This window comes from Zobellia barbeyronii, assembly GCF_018603515.1.
Lineage (GTDB): Bacteria > Bacteroidota > Bacteroidia > Flavobacteriales > Flavobacteriaceae > Zobellia > Zobellia barbeyronii.
On the sequence record NZ_JACATN010000004.1, the window covers coordinates 137,086 to 158,578 of the forward strand.

At 36.8% G+C, this 21,493-nt stretch carries 17 protein-coding genes and 2 tRNA genes; 7 read left to right on the forward strand and 12 right to left on the reverse strand.

What is annotated here, in order from left to right; genetic code table 11:
• Positions 1 to 98 precede the first annotated feature (98 nt).
• Complete coding sequence (locus HW347_RS13030; protein ID WP_194532311.1) at positions 99 to 599, forward strand: metallophosphoesterase family protein; 501 nt, start codon at positions 99 to 101, stop codon at positions 597 to 599.
• A gap of 59 nt (positions 600 to 658) precedes the next feature.
• Here the strand turns inward: HW347_RS13030 and HW347_RS13035 are convergent, their stop codons facing one another.
• From HW347_RS13035 to HW347_RS13055, 5 genes are all read right to left on the reverse strand, one after another.
• Positions 659 to 1,672 (reverse strand): T9SS type A sorting domain-containing protein, encoded by a 1,014-nt coding sequence (locus HW347_RS13035; RefSeq protein WP_214612268.1) that lies wholly within the window; start codon positions 1,670 to 1,672, stop codon positions 659 to 661.
• 117 nt (positions 1,673 to 1,789) lie between these two features.
• Positions 1,790 to 3,382, reverse strand: coding sequence for a T9SS type A sorting domain-containing protein (locus tag HW347_RS13040; RefSeq protein ID WP_214612269.1), 1,593 nt, complete (start codon positions 3,380 to 3,382; stop codon positions 1,790 to 1,792).
• Between the two features lie 586 nt (positions 3,383 to 3,968).
• On the reverse strand, positions 3,969 to 4,829 hold the full coding sequence (locus HW347_RS13045) for a hypothetical protein (RefSeq protein WP_214612270.1): 861 nt from the start codon (positions 4,827 to 4,829) through the stop codon (positions 3,969 to 3,971).
• A gap of 121 nt (positions 4,830 to 4,950) precedes the next feature.
• Positions 4,951 to 5,448, reverse strand: coding sequence for a DM13 domain-containing protein (locus HW347_RS13050; protein WP_214612271.1), 498 nt, complete (start codon positions 5,446 to 5,448; stop codon positions 4,951 to 4,953).
• Positions 5,449 to 5,712: 264 nt separating this feature from the next.
• Positions 5,713 to 6,123, reverse strand: coding sequence for a DUF4293 domain-containing protein (locus HW347_RS13055; RefSeq protein ID WP_214612272.1), 411 nt, complete (start codon positions 6,121 to 6,123; stop codon positions 5,713 to 5,715).
• 193 nt (positions 6,124 to 6,316) lie between these two features.
• Here HW347_RS13055 and rho point away from each other — a divergent pair, with 193 nt between their 5' ends.
• On the forward strand, positions 6,317 to 7,924 hold the full coding sequence (rho, locus tag HW347_RS13060; protein WP_214612273.1) for a transcription termination factor Rho: 1,608 nt from the start codon (positions 6,317 to 6,319) through the stop codon (positions 7,922 to 7,924).
• A 274-nt stretch (positions 7,925 to 8,198) separates the two neighbouring features.
• Positions 8,199 to 8,954: a hypothetical protein gene (locus tag HW347_RS13065; protein WP_214612274.1), complete on the forward strand. Its 756-nt coding sequence runs from the start codon at positions 8,199 to 8,201 to the stop codon at positions 8,952 to 8,954.
• A gap of 794 nt (positions 8,955 to 9,748) precedes the next feature.
• On the opposite strand, the gene rpsT is transcribed toward HW347_RS13065, so the two are convergent.
• From rpsT to proS, 4 genes are all read right to left on the reverse strand, one after another.
• Positions 9,749 to 10,000, reverse strand: a complete 252-nt coding sequence (rpsT, locus tag HW347_RS13070; RefSeq protein WP_155594491.1) for a 30S ribosomal protein S20 — start codon at positions 9,998 to 10,000, stop codon at positions 9,749 to 9,751.
• 62 nt (positions 10,001 to 10,062) lie between these two features.
• Positions 10,063 to 10,134, reverse strand: a tRNA-Glu gene (locus HW347_RS13075).
• A gap of 84 nt (positions 10,135 to 10,218) precedes the next feature.
• Positions 10,219 to 10,290: transfer RNA gene (locus tag HW347_RS13080), tRNA-Glu, on the reverse strand.
• Positions 10,291 to 10,359: 69 nt separating this feature from the next.
• Positions 10,360 to 11,838, reverse strand: coding sequence for a proline--tRNA ligase (gene proS / locus HW347_RS13085; RefSeq protein ID WP_155594492.1), 1,479 nt, complete (start codon positions 11,836 to 11,838; stop codon positions 10,360 to 10,362).
• 95 nt (positions 11,839 to 11,933) lie between these two features.
• Here proS and HW347_RS13090 point away from each other — a divergent pair, with 95 nt between their 5' ends.
• Both HW347_RS13090 and HW347_RS13095 read left to right on the forward strand, forming a co-directional pair.
• Positions 11,934 to 13,202 carry a hypothetical protein gene (locus tag HW347_RS13090; RefSeq protein WP_214612275.1) on the forward strand — a complete coding sequence of 423 codons (1,269 nt, stop codon included), beginning with the start codon at positions 11,934 to 11,936 and terminating at the stop codon, positions 13,200 to 13,202.
• Between the two features lie 40 nt (positions 13,203 to 13,242).
• A complete protein-coding gene (locus tag HW347_RS13095; protein ID WP_214612276.1) occupies positions 13,243 to 14,754 on the forward strand; it encodes an OmpP1/FadL family transporter in 1,512 nt (503 codons plus the stop codon).
• A gap of 50 nt (positions 14,755 to 14,804) precedes the next feature.
• Here the strand turns inward: HW347_RS13095 and HW347_RS13100 are convergent, their stop codons facing one another.
• Both HW347_RS13100 and HW347_RS13105 read right to left on the reverse strand, forming a co-directional pair.
• Positions 14,805 to 16,229, reverse strand: a complete 1,425-nt coding sequence (locus HW347_RS13100; protein ID WP_214612277.1) for a T9SS type B sorting domain-containing protein — start codon at positions 16,227 to 16,229, stop codon at positions 14,805 to 14,807.
• 118 nt (positions 16,230 to 16,347) lie between these two features.
• Entirely contained in the window at positions 16,348 to 18,150 is a 1,803-nt protein-coding gene (locus HW347_RS13105; protein ID WP_214612278.1) for a T9SS type B sorting domain-containing protein, read from the reverse strand.
• Between the two features lie 200 nt (positions 18,151 to 18,350).
• Between HW347_RS13105 and folE the strand changes: the two genes are divergently transcribed.
• Positions 18,351 to 19,034: a GTP cyclohydrolase I FolE gene (gene folE / locus HW347_RS13110; RefSeq protein WP_194532324.1), complete on the forward strand. Its 684-nt coding sequence runs from the start codon at positions 18,351 to 18,353 to the stop codon at positions 19,032 to 19,034.
• Positions 19,035 to 19,046: 12 nt separating this feature from the next.
• A complete protein-coding gene (gene cysS / locus HW347_RS13115; RefSeq protein ID WP_214612279.1) occupies positions 19,047 to 20,525 on the forward strand; it encodes a cysteine--tRNA ligase in 1,479 nt (492 codons plus the stop codon).
• 2 nt (positions 20,526 to 20,527) lie between these two features.
• Here cysS and HW347_RS13120 read toward each other — a convergent pair whose 3' ends face one another.
• The gene (locus HW347_RS13120) at positions 20,528 to 21,451 is read right to left on the reverse strand and encodes an AraC family transcriptional regulator (RefSeq protein WP_214612280.1); all 924 of its coding nucleotides are present in this window, start codon (positions 21,449 to 21,451) and stop codon (positions 20,528 to 20,530) included.
• Between the last annotated feature and the right edge of the window lie 42 nt (positions 21,452 to 21,493).

Here is a 21,493-nt window from a genome sequence, read left to right on the forward strand (position 1 = left end):
TTGTGAACTTCAAAGATACTTCTCTTTGATCAAACAGAAGAAGGCTCTTAAAACTATTGATAAGGCCAAATCTAACCACATAACTTTTAGTTCAGTACATGACCAAAATTCTATTGCTTTCTGATACCCATTCGCATATGGATGATGCTATTTTAAAATATGCCCGTCAAGCGGATGAAATATGGCACGCTGGAGACATAGGTACCTTAGAAGTAACCGATACTTTACAAAAAATTAAGCCGTTGAGAGCGGTTCATGGAAATATTGATGACCACGTAATTCAAAAAGAATTTCCTCTTAACAACCGTTTTTTCTGCGAAGGTGTAGAAGTTTTTATGACTCATATTGGAGGATATCCTCCAAAATATAATATCAGGACACGTGATATTATAAAGGCCAACCCCCCAAAATTATTCATCTCTGGACATTCACACATCCTTAAAGTAATGATGGATAAAAAACTGGGCGTATTACATATGAACCCTGGTGCATGTGGAAAACACGGTTTTCACCAAATACGGACAATGTTACGCTTTACCATAGACGGTAAAGATATAAAAGACCTAGAGGTTATAGAACTAGGGAAGCGCGGGGCTTAAATAAAAAAAACCTGCACTATAAAATAGTGCAGGTTTTCAACTCTAAGGTTCCAAGGGTATTAGTTTTTGATTAGTTTTAATGCTTTTTCATCTTGAGAAGTATTGATGCGCAAAATATAGATTCCCGCATCTAAATCACTGGTATCAACTATATCATTATAATTTCCAGGCCTATGACTTTCTTTACTTTTTAAAGTTTTTATTTTTCTGCCATTGAGTGCGTATAAATCTACAGTTACATCATCATAGTTTTCAACGCTGTATTCATACTCAAATGAATTGACGAATGGGTTGGGAGAGACTGTGAAATCATTAAGAATTTCTTCTTGAGAATTATTAGAAACAATAAGTGTTTTTGCTTTCATATTTGTTGTCTTTCCTACTATTTCTTTCCCTTCTTTAGTTACTGTTGCAAGAACTGTTTTCCAATTGCTATCGTACATTTGAACATTCCATTTATAATCAGCGCCAGGAGGAATATTAGATGGGATGTTCACAGGAATACTTAGGCCGCCAGTACCATCACTATTAGATACTGTATTTTGCGCCCATATTTTTCCAGATTTAGACAACAACCTTGCTTGATAAATAGCTTTACCTGAGTACTTTTTACTAAAAAGAAATTTAATTACCTCTGTACTTCCAGCAGAAGCTTTTTCTGGCGGGTAAAAAACACTAATACTATTATATGACGCAGATGAAGGCCCAGCACTAATTGTTAGGTTAGGACCATAAGACTCAGCAAGTTTCATTGACCAATCACTATTATACATTTGAACATGCCATATATTATCACTTCCTGAATTAAAAGCATTAGTATAAAACTGAAAATTAATTTCCCCAGAAGATGTATCCCTCATAACCATTACTTCCTTAATTACATCTTTAGTTGGCGATAATTGTCTTAATTGAATATAAACCGGCTCTGACACTTCTTTTGTAAAATTGACATATACATTGACTCCCTCCCCCGGGCCCATTATATTCGGAGCAGAAGTAATCTCCAAAGAGTTTTGAGCATTGCTCGCAAACGAAAAAAGTATTGCAAAAAGCAGTGTAATTTTTGTTTTCATAATTTCAATATTAGTGTTCTTAACTTTTGTTTGAATTAGATACAGGACGTAAACCTTGGATAAAGAACCCGCTCCACCCCACAATGGAACGGGAACTTTCAAAAATGTTTTGAAAAATTAATTTTTGATTAGTTTGATTGCCTCCTCGCCTTTAGAAGTGTTGATTCTTAAAATATAAATACCGGCATCCAGGTCGCTAGTATCTACCACATCACTATAATTTCCCGGCCTATGGCTTTCCTTATTTTTTAAAGTCTCTATTTTTCTACCATTTAGAGCATATAAATCCACCGTAACATCATCATAATTTTTTACACTGTATTCGTACTCAAATGAATTGATGAAAGGGTTGGGAGATACGCTGAAATCTTTAGCTTCAACTATAGAATCCTTTTGAGCTATTTGTGTTTTAAGAGAAGTAGAAGTTCTAACATTTGGTATGCTATATGAAGTAAATGTAAAACGGCCTTTACTATTTGGTATAAATTTTTTACTGCCATCATTATTGTAAGCACCAGATTGACCTACCACAGTCCATTCTAAATTAAATATGTGCCAACTGTTATTTATAGGTATTTTATATCCATCGAACTTACTCTCTAGTTCTATCACCCTATCAATAATCATTTTCATATCAATGTCTGATCTGATTAAAGAAGTACTAATATTACTAGTTGGATTCGCCTGTACCTCAGAATCAGGAATAAGATTATAAGAAGCAAGCTCACCTGCTCCACCAGGTCTTGATCTTAACACCCTATAATTTTTACCATTAGTTGCCCCGAAAGAACCCATGTTAACATAAGTTTCGTAGCCCGAACCATCATATATGTACTTTTGATAAAATTTTCCTTGATTATCAAAAGCATGAACAATAATATCAACCCTATTACCGCTCCAGGCACCCGTTTCAGTTAGCCAAGCGGTCATATTAATATGTCCCTTACCTTTACTTCCCGAAGAATACTTGCCTGTCATTGACGTATTTATCGAACCCTGTATTGTACTTATTTTAGCAGGCAAACCACCATTTCCTCTATCCGCAGATTTTCGAATCTTTAAATCGAATTCATTGTGTTCATATGCATCGGTGGTTGTGTTTGTCCATTCTACCCATGGATTAGTCCCCCTTTTAAAATTAGCCTTTAAGGGACCTTTCCACTCACCGGCCCAACGACTAGAATTAGGTTTTGAAACATACCAATTACTCCAGTATCCGTTACCCATATCTTGATCATAAACCCTGTCACTCTTGCTGGCATCATAACATTTAACTCCATTTCTTGGATCGGACGGCAAACATTCACCAAAGGCAGTGTCAGAAGACTCTGCTGAGCCTATTGTCAGCGAAGGCCCAGTTACGTATGTTAATCTATCACTCCATGTACTGTTCATTAATTGTGCATACCACTTATAACTTCCATTTGAGGTTTGCGGAATTTCAATATCAAAAGATGCCGTACCTCTTTTTTTGGTTGCTGTTTCTGTCCATTCTTTTACCTTGGAGCCATCTAAATACATAATCCAGAGTTGAACATAGACTGTTCCTGGGCCTTGTTTCGTATAGGCTACACTTACTTTTTTATTATCTCCTACCTTAACCGAGCTTGGAGGGTTAGAAAAAATTAGAGAGTTTTGACCATAAATTGGTACTGCAAAAACCATCGCCAAAAGCATAACGGCTGAAAATAAAGTAATTTTTGTTCTCATAACTTCAAAATTTAGGGGTATTCAATTGCGCATCCGATTATCGGACGTGCTATAAACCTGAAGTTATTTGCGATGTATTTGAAAAAGGGGCTGGTCGGGAACTAAAGTTGATTACTAAAAAAATTGACTTTAGCCAGACAAGAAAATTGGGGGAGCTTTCATTATTCCAGGTTTTAGGGTTAAAAAATTCTATACAAACTCTGCAAAGAACATCGATGAAAAATTCAAAGTTGCCCACTGATAAGTTATTAGAGTACTAAAATTGGTTTGGAAATAATGGTCTGCCTAAGTACAGTAATTCTCTACTTGAAGGCAACCAAATGTAGTTAAATATAGTTACGGAAGATCATATTCGTATAAAAATACTGGTTTTCCAGTAGTTTTTAAACTACAATGAGAAAGAGGAAAAATCTACGAAAATAGAAAATTCCGTAATAGTTCATTTTTTTATAAATGCGTATCTCAGTGATTTTGAGAAACAAAAAAAACCCGGTATCTAACCCGGGTTTGAAATAGCTAATACAATAAAACACTTTTTTTTTCTACAGAACTATCCTGAATAGAATGGCAATCTTACTTTTCTGAATTAGTATTCAAAAGACAATCCTAATGAAATAGTCCCCCCGTCATAAATATTCTTACGTTCTACCAAAAAACCCGCATAATCAGAATAATTAGCGACTAGGTTTAAATGGTCGTTCAATTTATACATAGATGTAATTCCAATGTTTGTAAAGGTGGTTCCCTCTCCGTATAAAAATGAGCCACTTTGATTATTGATTTCAGAAGATAGTTTTTCTTGAATTTTCAACTTCCCTATCAAATACAATTTATCAAAGAATAAGTGGCCTACCTCTGCCCCAACTTGAAGTTGATTGCTAAAAGATTCTGTTCTAAAATTGATACTAGTAAATGCGGATGCATAGGTCTTTCCATTAGCAAAACCATGAGATGCAGCTAAGGTGGTCCATACATTAAACTCACCATCTGACAAAGGCAAGTTAATCTCGTTAATCTGCCCGAAGTCATCAGGACTTTTAGATTGTGCAAAATTCTCGCCGTCATTGCTAGGTATATCCAATGCTACCTGTAAAGACAACGGGAAATTTTTTAATAATTTATACTTTACAGCTAGTTGAATATTTCCAACACCCCCTACTGTTTCTGTTGTACTAAAGCTATTTAATCTTACCAAAGGAACATCTACTATAGCCGTAAGTCTATTAGAAATACCATATTCTCCGTACAACAAAAGTCCGCTGCTATTAAATGTACTACCCTGATCAGCTAATCTACCTTCCGTCGTATAGTAATCATTAGAAGAAAAATAGGATGCTGTGGCCTGAACGTAGAACCCTTTTGCTTCTCTAGTCCATCCACTTTGTGCTTGTAAATAAGTAGCACAAAAAGAAAGCATCAAGAGAATGATATATTTATTTTGTTTCATAATTCTGTTAGGTTATAAGTAGATATTTTAGTCCCTAAGACCAGATACCTAAAAAAAGCCTTTGGGAAACATAGAAAAACAGAATCATGTATCTCTATTCCCAAAGGCCATAAAATTCTAATTAATTCAATGCTACATTTCCGAACGGAATGTTAGCCGTAGCACACCATAAGATGATGTGTGTATATTTTGCATCTGGTGCTGCATCTAACTTAATAAACATCTCCCCGTTACTTCGTACGTTACCTATTAACATTAAATCTGGATTTCCGTTTGCTGGATCTGCGGTAAACGTTTCCGAAGTAGATAAAAATATACCTACTGTACCCGTACCTAACTCAGTAGTAAAATCATCTGCAAAGTGAACAAAACTTGTATCGTCAGTGTCCATACCTATTTCTACCAAACCTTGTGTAGGTGTACCGCTTTCAGCCGTTAAACTTCCACTTGATGCGACTGCTAAATCACCTACCGGTAAAGATGAATCTACTTCAATAGTTTCTGTCTCAACAACTGTTTCAGTAACTGTTACCGTTTCTACATCATCATCTGAACAACTTACTACAAATGTTGTCATGGCCAAAGCTACAAGAGCAATAGAAAAGTTTCTGTTTTTCATAATCGTAAAATTTAAATTGTTTATCATTTTTTAAACAGTTTTACAATCGACTATCGATAGCTCTGCTGTTTCTTGGGACAAACATAGAAAGGTGGTATCACGAAGTATTCAAGGAAGTATAAAGAGTCTATCACAGAAACCTGATATTATGGGACACTTCTGTGATATATTCTGAGAAAAGAAGATTTTTAGCTAAAAACAAGGCGCAAAAAAACCCGGTAACTACTCCGGGTTTTACGCACTAATACTACTAAGATGTAAGGTTTATCGTAGACGATCCACAGATTTTACAAGATCCTCATCCTTTTTTATGGCTCTATTTGCAAGAACCAAGAAAACGATAGAAATGATAGGAATCAGCATCCCAATACCCTTCTCCGAGACCGAAATCTCTCCGGATAAATTTTGCGACCGGTAAACGAAAAATCCTAGTAAAAAAATATTTAATATCATGTTCAATCTGTTTAACACAAATTGATTTTTTCTATTTTTAAATAATACTATAGTAACTACAGCAAGTACTGCCGATATGTAAAAGGCTCCAGATATAAAAACGTCATTTCTGGCAAATATTTCATTTCCTTCTACATCTGACCAAAGGTTTATCCAGAATGGTAGTATACCCGCAATAAGGGCTACTATCAATAAATAAATAGTTTGTATTCTTTGAATCATTATCTAAACATCATTGTACGTCACAAAAATACACGTCTTTTTCAAAAAAAGCAGTGTCGAAAGCAAAATAATTCGTAATATTGTGAGATTATTAGTTATTATCTTACCTATCGGGAAATCTTTCCTTCGTAATACTCAGATAACAATTCACTTCTTATCAATCTCAAGAGACGTATAATTTATATCATACTTAATGTTTGAAATTTCAGATTTAAAAGCAAAAAAACTGCCTGAATTGCAGGAAATTGCCAAAGGCCTTAATGTGCCAAAGTTCAAAACCCTAAAAAAACTGGACCTTGTTTATCAAATCTTGGATGTACAAGCAGCCAACCCCAAAGTTGTGGCAGAAGTTACCGCGCCAAAAACAACAGAGCCAAAACCTAAACCGAAACCAAGACCTAGGAAGCCAAGAACCGTAACCGAAGAAAAGAAACCTGAAGTTAAGGCTGTTGTTGCTCCCGAAAAACCGGTAAGCACAGAACAAGCTGCACCAGCGCAACCAACAGAAATTAAAAAACCGCGCCCAAGACCTGTTAAGAGAGAGCCTAAAAGCAATCCTCAACACAAAAACCAGAATACCCCCAACGGGAACAACAAAAATCAGCGTAACCAAAAGCCAGCTACCTACGACAAAAGCAATTTTGACAAGGATTTAAAAAACCGCTACAAGGAACCTGAATTTGAATTTGACAGTATTATAGAAAGCGAAGGCGTTCTTGATATTATGCAAGACGGTTATGGCTTTTTACGTTCTTCTGATTACAACTACCTTTCATCTCCTGATGATATTTATGTATCACAATCTCAGATTAGATTATTTGGATTGAAAACTGGAGATACTGTTCTAGGAAACGTAAGACCACCAAAAGAAGGTGAAAAATATTTCCCTCTTATTAAGGTGAACAAAATAAACGGAATTGACCCTCAAATAGTTCGTGACCGTGTCTCTTTTGAACATCTTACACCTTTATTCCCAGATGAAAAATTCAATTTAGCCGAAAGACAGGGTAATATTTCTACAAGAATTATAGATTTATTTTCTCCTATTGGTAAAGGGCAAAGGGGTATGATTGTTTCCCAACCTAAGACGGGTAAAACAATGCTATTAAAGGATATCGCAAATGGTATTGCAGCTAACCATCCTGAAGTTTATCAAATTATTCTTTTAATAGATGAACGTCCGGAAGAGGTTACTGACATGCAACGTAATGTTCAAGGTGAAGTAATTGCTTCTACTTTTGATAAAGAACCTTCTGAACATGTTCGTGTAGCAAATATCGTATTAGAAAAAGCAAAAAGATTAGTAGAATGTGGTCATGATGTTGTTATTTTACTAGACTCCATCACCCGTTTGGCAAGAGCATACAACACCGTACAACCAGCTTCTGGTAAAGTATTAAGTGGTGGTGTAGACGCTAATGCATTAAATAAACCAAAACGTTTCTTTGGAGCTGCTCGTAACATAGAAGGCGGCGGATCTCTATCTATCATAGCTACTGCACTTACTGAAACTGGTTCTAAAATGGACGAAGTTATCTTTGAAGAGTTCAAAGGTACAGGTAACATGGAACTACAGTTAGATCGTAAAATCTCTAACAGAAGAATATTCCCTGCTATTGACCTTACTTCATCTAGTACTCGTAGAGATGATTTATTATTGGATAAAGACACTATACAACGTATGTGGATTTTGAGAAAGTACTTGGCAGATATGAATCCTGTTGAAGCTATGGAGTTTATTGAACAACGTATTAAACAGACCAAGAATAACGATGAATTCTTGCTTACTATGAATCAATAAGAGCAATTGATTTACTGAAATCACAAATTATAGAATCCTGAATTCCTAATTATAAAATGGAATTCGGGATTTTTTTATGGATATATCCCTTCTGCTTATTCGTAGAAAAAACATAAAACCTTTTCTTATTTGTAGCGCTAGTAGTCTAAAGATTACGGAATTATGCGAATAGCATCCTAATTATCCGTTTTTTCGGATATCTTTATAGCGCAAAAAATTTTCTTCCCCCGAATTTTGCATGTATAACAAAGTAGAACTTTAAAAAACTTATGTCATGAAAAATTCGCGAAAATCCGTGCTTACTAGCGCGACCCTTATTCTTTTATTAATTTTTACAGGATGTCGGCTAGACGACAAACCAGAACCTTGCCCTGACTGCCCTTGTGAGACCGTATTAAACGACACATACGACAATGGCATCATTCTCCCTGAAAAGGCTCACAAACTATACGCTAACTATGAAAATAGACGTGTAAACCTCATTCAAGGATATGAAGACGCAATAGACAAAAAGCAAAGAGACCCAAAAAAATTATATAACCAAAAAGTTCAGAATTCCACAGAAGAAAATAACATAGAAGCAAGCGCAGAGAGATTCAAGGTTGCACGCTATGTGTCTTATAATTATAAAGATTTAAAAGAATACCTAGCTTATATTGAAAATGAAGCTAAGTTATCAGGGGAAGAACTTACCACAATGAGATTTTACTTTGCCAATTATGCCAATGAGAAAAAATATAAGGACGGTAGACCAGTACAACACCCAAGGCAAAATTCAATTATGATGTCACCTACCGTAAATAAAGATGGAGCTGACCATATATTTTATACCGATGATGCTGCGGATGGCAAGCGCAGAATTGTTTTGTTAGATGATAACTTTAATCCTAGAAAAGGCCAAGAAGGAAACCAAACATCTCCAAACACCAAAAACGAAGCTTCGTTTTTACCAGGATTTTTCTCCTTCTCAAATGCACCCTTTTATGCAGCAAGAAGTACCACAAAGAATGAGGGAGGTTCAAATCCATAATCATTACTAACAGAATAGACATCTTTTGGAGAATGTAGATTATTTTTTACAAAACTCGTACATCCCCATCTATGGGGTAACGTTGCTATTGTCTTTATATAAGTATCCCAAATACTTTGATTCAAGACTTAAGTATCTACCTATTATATTTTTTTACACGTTATTAAATGAACTCCTAGGCTATTTAATAAATAGCTACGAAGAATTCAGTTTAATTTCAGCGGACGCCTACCACAACTATAATTGGTTGATATACAATATTTATATGCTGGTATTCTACCTCTATTTCTATTATATATTCCGGTTTTACATTGAAGATTTAAAACAAAAGCGAAATATATTATATGGAGCTATTTTCTTTTTGGTAGTCTGTATTACAAATGCTTTTATTGATGATTTTAGTAAACTACCACAAGTATACTCGTATATAACAGGTGGTCTGGTTCTTATTTATTGTTCCATTTTATACTTGAAAAAGTTCTTTGCTCTCAAGAAATTTTTTACAACAAAAGAAAATCTTCTATTCTGGTTAAGCACCGGGCTAATAGTTTTTTATGCAGGCTATCTTCCAATAAAGGTGATACGTTACATCCATACAATACAGGAAACACCAAACCCTCCAATAGTCAAAAGAATCCATTTTATCTTAATAATAGTAAGCTACTTATGTTTTATAATCGGCTTTTTACGAATGAGAAGAAGGTTACCAGAATAAAGCTATTTCACTGTTTTATGGGCACAAAAAAAGCCCTGATGTAAGATTACATCAGGGCTTTTTTTAGATTTTATAAATCTTACAACGCAGCTACATGCTTTGCTAATTTACTCTTCAAGTTTGCCGCTTTATTATTATGAATAATATTACGCTTAGCCAATCTATCGATCATGCTAACAATGCTAGGCAACAAAGCTTCAGCATCTTTTTTACTTTCTTCGCTACGTAATTTCTTAATAGCGTTACGAGTAGTTTTGTGTTGATAGCGGTTACGTAAACGTACTGCTTCGTTTCTTCTGATTCTTTTTAATGCTGACTTGTGATTTGCCATCTTTTTCTAACTTGTTAATTTTTTTAAAAATTCCTTTTCGCCAATGCTCATCGAACCTTTTGTAGTCCGTAGGGGAATCGAACCCCTGTTACCAGGATGAAAACCTGGCGTCCTAACCCCTAGACGAACGGACCAATAAATACACTCTAAGTACGACACTAAACTTAAGACTTCGCGAATTCTACTTGAGAACCCATCTACCGTTCAATTGTACTTTGTAGTCCGTAGGGGAATCGAACCCCTGTTACCAGGATGAAAACCTGGCGTCCTAACCCCTAGACGAACGGACCATACTTTGCGCAATTGCGGATGCAAAAATACAATTATTTTTTACTAACACAATAGTTAGCATATATTTTTTAATAAGCTTTTGCAAAAAGTACTCTTTTTGATGATGTTTTTCCGGTTACAATACACTTCCCCTCTTTGTTTTCGGTAGCTAAGGGGATACAGCGAATTGTTGCCTTAGTTTCATTTTTTATTTTTTCCTCAGTTTCGTTAGTACCATCCCAATGAGCAGAAATAAACCCACCTTTTTCTTCCAAAACCTTCTTAAACTCCTCGTATGTATCTACTTCGGTAATATTATCCTCCCTAAAAGCATGTGCCTTCTGATAAATATTCTTTTGAATGTCTTCTAGCAGAAATTCAATTTTTGCTACTACATCATCCATAGGAACGGTCTCTTTGGCCAACGTATCTCTACGAGCAACTTCATACGTACCGTTTTCCAAATCACGCTGACCAATAGCCAAACGAACGGGAACACCTTTTAATTCATATTCATTGAATTTGAAACCAGGCTTATGTGTATCTCTATTATCAAATTTCACTGAAATACCTTTAGCTTTCAATTCTTTCACCAATGGCCCAACCTTTTCAGAAATAGCATCTAATTGCTCAATTCCTTTATAAATTGGAACAATCACAACTTGTATTGGCGCCAATTTTGGAGGTAACACCAAGCCATTATCATCACTGTGGCTCATTATAAGAGCTCCTACCAACCTTGTAGACACACCCCAAGAGGTAGCCCAAACGTACTCTTGTTTTCCTTCTTTGGTAGCAAACTTAACATCAAATGCTTTAGCAAAATTTTGTCCTAAAAAGTGAGAAGTACCTGCTTGTAATGCTTTACCATCTTGCATTAATGCTTCAATACAAAAAGTTTCTATTGCTCCGGCAAAACGCTCGCTTTCAGTTTTAACCCCCTGTATAACAGGCATAGCCATAAACTCTTCAGCAAACTGAGCATAGACCCCGTTCATTGTTTTAGCCTCATCTATTGCTTCAGCCTCAGTAGCATGAGCCGTATGGCCTTCTTGCCATAAAAACTCTGCTGTTCTAAGAAACAAACGTGTACGCATTTCCCAACGAACCACATTGGCCCATTGATTGATTAACAAAGGCAAATCTCTATATGATTGCACCCAACCTTTAAACGTATTCCAGATAATAGCTTCACTGGTTGGACGCACAACTAGTTCTTCTTCTAATTTAGCGTTTGGGTCAACTCTCAATTTACCAGGTTTGTCCGGGTCATTTTGAAGTCTATAATGAGTAACAACTGCGCATTCTTTTGCAAAACCTTCCGCATTCTTTTCTTCGGCTTCAAATAAACTTTTGGGCACAAATAGCGGGAAATAAGCATTCTCATGCCCTGTTTCTTTAAACATCCTATCTAGTTCTGCTTGCATTTTCTCCCAGATAGCAAAACCGTAAGGTTTAATCACCATGCAACCTCTTACAGCTGAATTTTCAGCCATGTCAGCTTTTACCACGAGTTCGTTATACCATTTGGAATAATCCTCGCTGCGTTTCGTCAAATTCTTACCCATTATATTTAGTTTGGCACAAAACTTGTGCTTATGTTAGCAAAATAATTGGGTAAAACTACTTATTTTTACTATGTTCAACAATAAAAATTGCACCCATGATACATTTACCATCCCACAGTAAAATTCGTCTCATTGCACTTTGCACCCTAACTGGCATTGTTGCAGTGTCTTGCGGCTCATACCAATCAGCCTCATACTATGATAATGACGGAATTTATTCCAGTGACAATCAAGTTAGTGTGGAGCGCCAGACAAGACCGCAACAGACTAAGCAACAAGCTCAAGCTAATGATGAACCATATTCTGACTATTTCGGACAACAGGCCGGTCAATATGACCAAACGCTTGATGGTGAAATTTTCACTGATGTAGATTCTTATTCAAGCGGAACGGCTCAAGATAGCATTTCTGGCGGAGAACTTACCGATTATTATAATAACGACAATGATTATGCCGGTTACGCAGGATGGGGTGATAATGCGACCGGTGTAGAAATCAATGTTTACGATAACGGATGGAATGGTTACGGCGGTTTTGCCTGGAGCTCTCCATGGTTATATAATTCTTATGGATGGGGTGGCTACGGATATGGTGGCTTTTACAATCCTTGGAGAAACAGATACCGTCCTTGGGGATGGGGTGGCTTCGGTTACGGATATGGATACGGTGGTTACAACGGTTTTGGCTGGGGTGGTTACGGAACATGGTGTCCTCCTTATGGCTATTACAATGGATACAACAATTACTCGCACAGAAACCGAAGCTATGCATACAATCGCAGTAGAAGAGGTTACAACACAAACACCAACGCCATTTCAGGAAACAATTCTAGATATGCATCTAGATCAAATGTAAATAGAAGCAGCAGATCTACACCTAGATACTCTGCTACTAGATCAAGATCTAATGCAAACGGAAGCACAACTGCACGTAGCTCAAGAAGCACTGGCACGAACCGTTCTTCGGCAGCATCAAGAAGAACCGTAGGTGTTGATAGAAATAGCTCGTACAGAACTAGTAGAAGCACAAGAGCTACACCAACTTACAATAGCTCTTCGCGTAGCAATACGTATAGAAGCAGCGGATCGACTACTCCACGTTCTTCTACCTATAGAAGTTCTGGAACAAGAACGAGTAATGGTGGCACTTACAGGAGCACAACACCTAGAACAAGTACTTCTAGATCATCTGGAACAAGCAGAAGTAGTTCTAGCAGTGGAACTTACAGAAGCTCTGGAAGCTCTTCAAGAAGTTCTGGAACTTACAGTTCCGGTAGTTCAAGCAGGTCTTCTTCGGGGTCAAGCTCTAGATCATCTGGATCGAGTTCAAGATCGTCGTCGTCGTCATCAAGCCGTCGAAACTAAGTCCATAAATCAAAAGTAACTTACTTAAAAATTGCCAGGAATGAGAAAATATATAACATTCATAGGGCTGTTTGCATGTGCTATTGCAAGCGCTCAAAATATAAATGATGTATTACGTTACAGCACTGAGAACTTACAAGGCTCTGCTCGTTTTCAAGCCATGGGAGGTGCATTTGGGTCTTTAGGTGGTGATTTATCCGCTTTGAACATCAACCCTGCCGGCAGTGCTGTTTTCAATAATGGGATATTCTCAATATCGGGAACTAATTATAACAGAAATACAGATTCTGATTACAACGGTACACTAAGCAACTCTACCAATAACAATTTTGATATCAACCAGGTTGGTGGTGCATTTGTTTTTAAATCCACAAATCCTGATAGTAAATGGAGAAAATTATCTTTAGCTCTTAACTACGATGTTGTTCAAAATTTTGATGACCGTCTTCTTACAAAAGGGTCAAGCAATGAAGGTATTGACAACTATTTTCTAGATAATGCAGAGGGTATACGATTAGAAGATATAGGAGTACCTGATAATAGAACTATTGGCGAGGCTTACCTAGATATTGGTGCGACTAATGACTTAGGGTTTATACCCCAACAAGCCTTTTTAGGTTTTCAATCGGGTATTATAGATCCTGTTGAGTTCGAAGACAAAAACACCGGTTATTTTTCAAATGCAAATTACCAAACCGTTAATCAGGATTTTAGACAAATAGTAACTGGCTACAACAGTAAATTTACTGTTAACGCCGCTACTCAATATGGCGACTATCTTTATTTTGGAGCCTCAATGAACTTTCATACGATTCAATATGATCAATTTAACCAATACGATGAATCCTATGATGATGTAGGTGAAACACGATTTGTTGCTTTTGATAATCTTTTAGAAACTGATGGAACAGGTTTTTCTCTTAGCCTTGGAGCAATTGCAAAACTAAATGATGTTATTAGAGTTGGAGCTAGTTACCAATCACCAACTTGGTATCGTTTAACAGATAATTTCTCGCAAGGAATAGATAACAATTACCCCTTAAAGCCAGACAATTTCAATTTTTTCGACCTTAATTACATAAACATCTTTGATTATCAGATAAAAACACCTGGAAAAGTAACAGGAAGTATTTCTGCTGTTTTTGGTAAAAGCGGACTTTTAAGTCTTGATTACGGTTACCAAGATATGTCCAATGCAGAATTAAGACCCACTAGTAATTCTGATTTTGCCGATGAAAATGTATTTATTTCAGAAAGTTTAGGTGGTGTTTCCTCAATTAGAGTTGGTGGTGAATACCGAATAAAAAGAGTAAGCTTACGAGCAGGCTATCGTTACGAGCAAAGCCCTTATGAAAGTGGAAATATCGTTGGAGACCTTAATGGAATCTCAGGCGGTGTAGGCTATAATTTTGGCAGAAGCCGATTAGATTTAGCTGTAAGCCGTACGGAACAAGATGTGCTTCAATACTTCTTTGATACAGGAATTAATACTCCTGCCTTATTGAACAACGTTAATACAAATGTTACTTTAGGATATACTTTGAATTTCTAACGAAACACACATATTATTATTGATTTAAAAGTCTGGCTTATGCCGGACTTTTATCTTTTTAAAGCAAAATGGGCCTTAGTTAATTTAGCCACCTCTATATTATTTTCTTGCTCACCATATTCTAATCTAAACCAATACGTAGAAGATGGTAATAGGTTTCCGTTTAATGTTCCATCCCAATCTGTGCCTGTACTTAATTGTGCTAAGAGCTTACCATAGCGGTCAAAAACAAATACCACTGGATCCGTTAAGGTTTCAATACCCTTAATATTCCATGTATCATTGGCACCATCATTATTAGGTGTAAAAAACTTAGGATAACCTACCACTAAAAATTCAATAGCCTCTGTTGTTCCACATCCATTTTTATCATTAATAATTACGGTATTAATGCCCGGAGGAACATCGTTAAAAACAGCATCGTCTTGAAATTCACCTTCGTTAATAGCATATTCATACTCACCATCGCCATCAACAAAAACTTCTATATTGTTCATGTCAGGATCCAATGATAAGTTGGTATTCAGCGTTTCAACACGATCAAGTACAGGAATTCCATAATAAGTTATGAGAATATCATCTTCAATTATAGTTCCCTCGTCTGTAGTTATAGCAACATAATACCTGCCCGAATTAGGACTTGATACCGCAATCTCAGTAGCAGAAGGACCAGAACCCAAAGGTGCATCAATTACACCATCGTCATCATAATCTACCGTCCAAGCAACATTCGTGAAATTTGGACCTGCCGGAGAATTCAATGCAATCAATGGAATATCTGGATCACCTTCACAAGCGGTTATATCCAATCCCAAAAATTCATCACGCAAAGTACAGTCAAGAGCCGTCTTCTGGTTAGCTTTCACTGAATTTCCTGTAAATGTGAGCATAAAAGGCTCCCGTTCTTCATCAAAATTAGTATTGAAATTATTGATTAGAATATAGTATAACTCACCAGGCAACACATCTAAATACTCATCATACGTATTCAAATTCTGAGTGATAGAAGGTACACCGGCTTTCCCATCTTCTGGGTTAACCCCTAGCCCTGTAAACCTTGTAGTATTTACTTCATAGTTACATCGTATAGGCTCAACCGCTCCAGAACTAACATCTACACAACTCACATCAGGGCCATAAACGGCAAAATCCCATTCGGCTGTTGGTGTTCCAGAACCGCTAACGGGTAGCGCTTCTAAATCAAACCCAACCTGGCCTTCGGTACCGGCCCTAAATACGAACCAAGATGTGTTATTTTCAATATTAGCATTACTGACACTACCTTTTTCAAGACAGCCTGTTTCAATTATCACCTCTGGGTCAAAGTCATCTATTGCACCTGAACCATCTGCATAGCCCATAATGGGTGCATCAGCACAAACGGGAATGGCCGTTCGGCAATCAGCTGAATTTTGTGCTTGAATTTCTGTGCTAAAGAAAAAAGATACACAGACAATAGATAGTAAAAAGCGCATAAGTATGGGGCTAAAACGATACTATTAAATAACTCAAAGAGCGTTATTTTAGTATGTTAGACGTAAATTTTAGGCGGTTTATCGATGAAATACCTAATCAAAATATAGATTCCGAACCCTACCGCTTTAAAGAAAAGTGATTATTAATATATTTGGCCGTTACAGTTTGGCCATCTCCAGCGGTGTATGTTAATTTAAACCAGTAATCGGATTCTGGTAAAAGCTTACCATTTAAAGAACCATCCCATTGAGAATCGGTTGAACCTAATTGAGCTAGTAATTTTCCAAAACGATCGTAAATAGTTATTACAGGAGAATCCAATAGCTCTACTCCGGTAATACTCCAATAATCATTAGAATTATCGCCGTTTGGTGTAAAAAACTTTGGAAAACCTACCACAACGATACCCTCTGTAACATCTCCACATCCTTTTGGATTATTAACGGACACCGTATGCATTCCTGGTTCTACTTGATAAAACTTATGACCAGATTGATAAGCACCATCGTCTAATCGGTATTCGTATTCTTCCAAATTATCAGTAATTACAGTAATCGTATTGTTATTTCTAAGATCTTCAATTTCAATATCTATGATTTGCGGCGGTCTTGAAGTTAGTACATTAACCACTTTAGCAGCACTGCAACTTAAACCAGATTGGGTATTTGTAGCGGTCAGTTTATATTCTCCTGCAACGGACACTACTATACTAGGCGTTGTTTCACCAGAACCCCACTGGTAAGTGTAATTTGAACTTCCATTTTCCAGACCAATAGTAATCCCTGCATTATCCTCGCACAAAAAAGCTTCTGAAGAAAAATCTAAACTAGGCGTTTCTAAATTAACCAGTTGAAATTGCTGCGAAGCATCAAAACATCTAGAATTGCCAATTGAAGTAAGACGTACATAAATAGTTTGAGAACCAGGTTGGGTCGGGTATTGTTTGGGCAGAGCATTTGCACCATCAACTGCATCAGTCATAGTAAGATGGTAGCTAACTAAAAACTCATTCGCGCTTTGACTACCCAAAACTTCGTTATCTTTTTTAGTAAGGTCATAAACTGCTAAGCCACTACAGGATGCATCATCAGACACACTATTTGCTACTGGCATGGTTGAGAAAAAGACCTGAACATCACTAATAATATTTCCAGCGGAACGAGCAACCTCTACCCTATAATTGGCAGATGCACTTACTTCATAAGTAGAACCAATTTCACCTGACACCAGCGTAAAACCACTACCCAAATCAATAAACCAACTATAAGACAATGCGTCCACAGTTGTAGCATCTAAAATAACGGTTTCATTTTCACACGCCGCTATTGGAGGCCCAAGGAGATTATTTATGATAGAGCAATCTAAAGCATCAAAAGGGTTGGTAACGAATATATGACCAGAGAACTGTATGGAAAATCCAGAATTATTGTTACTGAAATTATTAAGTAGCAAATAATAATCTTCACCTGGTGTTACTTCTAACCAAGTTTCATATTGAACGTTTTCAGTATTTCCAGAAGGATCCTCTCCTACCCCAACAAACGTATTTTCATCTTGATTATCGAAAAAATTACATCGTACGGGCTCACCTAAATTGTTACAGTCATTAGATTTGTACAGGGCAAAATCCCAATCTTCCAAAGTATCAATTCCTATATTGAACCCTAATTGCCCCGAGGCACCAGTTCTAAATCTGTACCAAGCAGAATTGGATTCTATTACTCCACTTAAAGTCTGCTCTAAACAGCCACTAGTCGCGGCACTATTAAAATCATCTATACCAAAACCTGTTGTACCTCCATTTACAGGAGTATTATTACAGATAGGTATAGCATTGCTACAATCTGAAGAAACTTGTGCAGAAACCACACTTATTCCCCAAAAGAATAACACAAACCATAAGATTATAAAACGACTCATTTTACGGGCTAGAACTTATATAATATAAAAGTACCTCCTTACTTTTGTTAACAGCAATTTATGTTGTGTATCAGGACTTATAGAACATAAAGTGCCATATTATGTATATCTTTGCAGTTCGTTTTACTTGGCACGAAGTGTAATGTATCGAAACTTTTTAAGACGAATTGGGCATTAGAAATACCAATAGATATAAGCAGATGAAAATTGATAGTACTTTGGAAAAGCAATTTGAAGATTTAGGAGACGATCACGTTTCCGCATCGGAAGATACACCCTTACGTGAAGACGCATTCGTGTTAAGCGATGACGAAAAGATTGAAAAAATACAAGATAATGTTAGAGAGATATTGCTCACGTTAGGCCTAGACCTAAATGACGATAGTCTTAAAGGTACTCCTAACAGAGTTGCTAAAATGTTCGTAAAAGAGATTTTTGGTGGGCTTAACCCGGATAAAAAACCAAAATCATCTGTTTTTAGCAACAAGTACAAATACGGCGAGATGCTTGTAGAAAAGAACATTACGCTCTATTCTACGTGTGAACACCATCTTTTACCAATAGTAGGTCGTGCACACATTGCCTACATCTCTAACGGAACGGTTGTTGGGCTTTCTAAAATGAACCGTGTGGTAGATTATTATGCTAGAAGACCACAAGTACAAGAACGTTTGAACATCCAGATTGTTAGAGAACTTCAAAAAGTTATGGGCACTGAAGATGTTGCCTGTGTAATTGACGCTAAACACCTTTGTGTAAACTCAAGAGGCATACGCGACATAGAAAGCAGCACGGTAACAGCTGAGTATGGCGGTAAGTTTAAAGAAGATTCCGTACGCCGCGAATTTTTAGAGTATATAAAATTAGAGACCAAATTTCAATAGCCCAAGCATAACATGCATTTGTATCAGAACCAGCAGTTAAAGATTTACAATTCCCTTTCCGGTAAAAAAGAAATATTTGAACCTTTAAATGAAGGCCATATAGGCATGTACGTCTGCGGCCCTACAGTTTACAGTAATGTACACTTAGGAAACTGCCGTACTTTTATGTCTTTTGATATGATATTTAGGTACCTAAGACATCTTGGCTACAAGGTGCGTTACGTGCGTAATATTACAGATGCCGGTCACTTGGTTGATGATGCTGAAGATGGCGAGGATAAAATTGCGAAGAAAGCAAGGTTAGAGCAGCTAGAACCTATGGAAGTCGTACAACGCTACACCATAGATTTCCATAATATATTAGAACAGTTCAATTTTTTACCTCCAAGTATAGAGCCTACGGCTACAGGGCATATTATTGAGCAAATAGAAATTATAAAGGATATTCTTAAAAAAGGATTTGCCTACGAAGTTAACGGTTCCGTATATTTTGATGTTTCCAAGTTCAATGACAGCTACGAATATGGCAAATTGAGTGGACGAAAATTAGAAGATATGATTGCCAATACTCGTGAGTTGGCTGGTCAAGACGAGAAAAAAAGTCCACAAGACTTTGCGCTTTGGAAAAAAGCCGAGCCACAGCATATAATGCGCTGGCCTTCTCCTTGGGGAGATGGTTTTCCTGGTTGGCACCTAGAGTGTACAGCTATGAGTACCAAATATTTAGGAGAGACCTTTGATATTCACGGTGGCGGTATGGACCTTAAATTTCCACACCATGAATGTGAAATAGCTCAGGCCGAAGCTTGTTATGGACATTCACCTGTACGGTATTGGATGCATGCCAATATGCTTACAATGAATGGCAAAAAAATGGCTAAATCTACTGGGAACAACATTCTTCCTGGTGATATATTTACTGGTGAGAACGATATTCTGAGCAAGGCATTTTCGCCTTCAGTAGTTCGTTTTTTCATGATGCAGGCACATTACACAAGTATTCTAGATTTAAGTAACGATGCTCTATTAGCCTCTGAAAAAGGATTCGGTCGCTTAATGGATACGCTTTCCACTTTAGAAGCTTTAGAGACTGGTATAAGTAGTGATTTTGACGTTGAAGCATGGAAGCAGCAATGCTACGATGCTATGAATGATGATTTCAACACACCAATCCTCATCGCCAACCTTTTTGAAGCGGTTAAGCATGTCAACCTAATCAAAGAAGGTAAAGAAAGCATTACCGCTGGGGATAAAGAAACACTCACCCAATCCTTAAATGCATTTATTTTTGACATTTTAGGCCTAGAGCAAAAAGGAGGTACTTCTGAAGATGCCGGAAAGCTTTCTGGTGTTGTAGAACTTTTGATTCAATTGCGAAAAGATGCTCGGGAAAATAAAGATTTTGCGACCTCTGATAAAATTCGCGACCAATTGGCAGAACTTGGCATTCAACTAAAAGATGGTAAAGAAGGAACCACTTTTAGCATCTAAGACTACATCTGATTACGAATATTCATTGTTTTTGCCTGATACTCACTTGGCGATAGATGTTGGCGTGTCTTAAATACTCTATTAAAATACGAGCGGCTTTCAAAACCACATTGCAAGTAGACATTCTTTATACTCCGCTTTGGGTCCTGAAGAAGACCTACGGCCAGTTTTATTCTTTCGTTGTTAATGAACTCAATAGGAGAGATTCCTAATTCAGTTTTAAAGACTCTATGAAAGTGCGAGGGGCTCAAACATGCCTTATTACTTAACTCTACAATATTTAAAGGCTCATGGAGATGCTCTCTAATATAACGTATAACCGTAGCCAATCTACTATTAGAATTTAGTTGTAACGTAGAACTCGAATAAATTTTACGTTCATTGGTTTGCAAGATTCTAATGATAAGTTCCCGCAACATATTATCTACAAAGAAATCTTTGGATGGATGGTTTTCAGAAAACAAGAACAATAAACGTTGTAGAATTTGGAAGATACCCGCATCGTTTACAAAATGGAAATTGTAATCCATTAACCCCCACTCCTTATTATCGTGCTTGGGCATATTCTCGTTCATGAGCTGCAATACCTTATCTATCTTATCCTCAGAAATAGCCAATGCCAAGCAACGCGTTGGATTTTTTCTCATCGCTTCCGGAAAATCTATGCACATAGTTTCATTGGCAGGAAGCACTAAAGACTCACCAGGTAAAAAATCAAAAGATTCATAATCCCTTAGATGCATTATTTTCTTTCCTTCTATCATACTAGCCAATACCGGCTGGTCAAACTTTAACAATACACGGTCTGCCTGCTGGTGTGTTTCAAATACATGTAAAGCTGCATTATTAAGTGTGTAAGAGGTTTGATTCTCCACCAATGTTTCCAACTTTCTATTTGAGAGAAATTTATTAGTCAACTCTACCATAACCAATCAAGTATCAATTTAACAAGGAAATTATTAAGAAAT

What these genes read in the sequence shown, in the direction of transcription:
- HW347_RS13030 (WP_194532311.1), top strand. Translation starts at nt 99, where the DNA reads ATGACCAAAATTCTATTGCTTTCTGATACCCATTCGCATATGGATGAT.
- HW347_RS13035 (WP_214612268.1), bottom strand. Translation starts at nt 1,672, where the DNA reads ATGAAAACAAAAATTACACTGCTTTTTGCAATACTTTTTTCGTTTGCG.
- HW347_RS13040 (WP_214612269.1), bottom strand. Translation starts at nt 3,382, where the DNA reads ATGAGAACAAAAATTACTTTATTTTCAGCCGTTATGCTTTTGGCGATG.
- HW347_RS13045 (WP_214612270.1), bottom strand. Translation starts at nt 4,829, where the DNA reads ATGAAACAAAATAAATATATCATTCTCTTGATGCTTTCTTTTTGTGCT.
- HW347_RS13050 (WP_214612271.1), bottom strand. Translation starts at nt 5,448, where the DNA reads ATGAAAAACAGAAACTTTTCTATTGCTCTTGTAGCTTTGGCCATGACA.
- HW347_RS13055 (WP_214612272.1), bottom strand. Translation starts at nt 6,123, where the DNA reads ATGATTCAAAGAATACAAACTATTTATTTATTGATAGTAGCCCTTATT.
- rho (WP_214612273.1), top strand. Translation starts at nt 6,317, where the DNA reads ATGTTTGAAATTTCAGATTTAAAAGCAAAAAAACTGCCTGAATTGCAG.
- HW347_RS13065 (WP_214612274.1), top strand. Translation starts at nt 8,199, where the DNA reads ATGAAAAATTCGCGAAAATCCGTGCTTACTAGCGCGACCCTTATTCTT.
- rpsT (WP_155594491.1), bottom strand. Translation starts at nt 10,000, where the DNA reads ATGGCAAATCACAAGTCAGCATTAAAAAGAATCAGAAGAAACGAAGCA.
- proS (WP_155594492.1), bottom strand. Translation starts at nt 11,838, where the DNA reads ATGGGTAAGAATTTGACGAAACGCAGCGAGGATTATTCCAAATGGTAT.
- HW347_RS13090 (WP_214612275.1), top strand. Translation starts at nt 11,934, where the DNA reads ATGATACATTTACCATCCCACAGTAAAATTCGTCTCATTGCACTTTGC.
- HW347_RS13095 (WP_214612276.1), top strand. Translation starts at nt 13,243, where the DNA reads ATGAGAAAATATATAACATTCATAGGGCTGTTTGCATGTGCTATTGCA.
- HW347_RS13100 (WP_214612277.1), bottom strand. Translation starts at nt 16,229, where the DNA reads ATGCGCTTTTTACTATCTATTGTCTGTGTATCTTTTTTCTTTAGCACA.
- HW347_RS13105 (WP_214612278.1), bottom strand. Translation starts at nt 18,150, where the DNA reads ATGAGTCGTTTTATAATCTTATGGTTTGTGTTATTCTTTTGGGGAATA.
- folE (WP_194532324.1), top strand. Translation starts at nt 18,351, where the DNA reads ATGAAAATTGATAGTACTTTGGAAAAGCAATTTGAAGATTTAGGAGAC.
- cysS (WP_214612279.1), top strand. Translation starts at nt 19,047, where the DNA reads ATGCATTTGTATCAGAACCAGCAGTTAAAGATTTACAATTCCCTTTCC.
- HW347_RS13120 (WP_214612280.1), bottom strand. Translation starts at nt 21,451, where the DNA reads ATGGTAGAGTTGACTAATAAATTTCTCTCAAATAGAAAGTTGGAAACA.